The sequence below is a fragment of the Nodularia chucula CCY0103 genome, from assembly GCF_963923915.1.
Taxonomy (GTDB): Bacteria; Cyanobacteriota; Cyanobacteriia; order Cyanobacteriales; family Nostocaceae; genus Nodularia; species Nodularia chucula.
On record NZ_CAWUOL010000229.1, the window covers coordinates 1 to 538 of the forward strand.

The 538-nt window shown below is 41.3% G+C and carries 2 protein-coding genes; both read right to left on the reverse strand.

Going from position 1 to position 538, the window contains the following annotated elements:
- Positions 1-73: 73 nt before the first annotated feature.
- Complete coding sequence (locus tag ACM0OP_RS24340; protein ID WP_414530973.1) at positions 74-352, reverse strand: hypothetical protein; 279 nt, start codon at positions 350-352, stop codon at positions 74-76.
- Positions 349-538, reverse strand: a 190-nt coding sequence (locus ACM0OP_RS24345; protein WP_414530974.1) for a hypothetical protein, incomplete at its 5' end; no start/stop codon positions are given. The genes ACM0OP_RS24340 and ACM0OP_RS24345, both read right to left, overlap by 4 nt.

Below are 538 nucleotides of genomic sequence, written 5' to 3' on the forward strand. Positions count from 1 at the left end.
ATCCCCAATTGCAAGTAAAAAAAAAGAGGTGCGATCGCACCTCCCAAAAGAGTCTTAAACTTAAAATTTTAGATCAAGCGCGGTAAGGATACTCACGCCCAAAAACTTGAGACTGCAATTCCTTCTGAGATTGAGATAATTCTGCAATTGCATTCTTCAGATTTTGAATATCTCGCTCTAAGACTCCCAACTTTCCTACCTCATTGGCTATCGATAAATCCAGCCTAGATGAATTAGTTGCAATTAAGTGTTTAAGCGTACTCTCTACACTGGCTAGCTTGTAAATAATCGCAATTGCATAGGCCACAAGAATCGCAATCTCTACAAGATTTTTGAAGTCCATTCCGGTCATAAGTTTAGCTGAGATTCAATAATTGATAACCGAGACTTGATTTGCTCCAAGGATTGGAGCGCTTGATCAGGGTCGTCCCCGTCGTACCACCATGCTTCAATATTCATACGCTCATGCCAGCGCGGAATATCCAATTGAATGGTAAAAGGCAATACCCCATAATCGGGGAATCGAATTAGGGTCAGT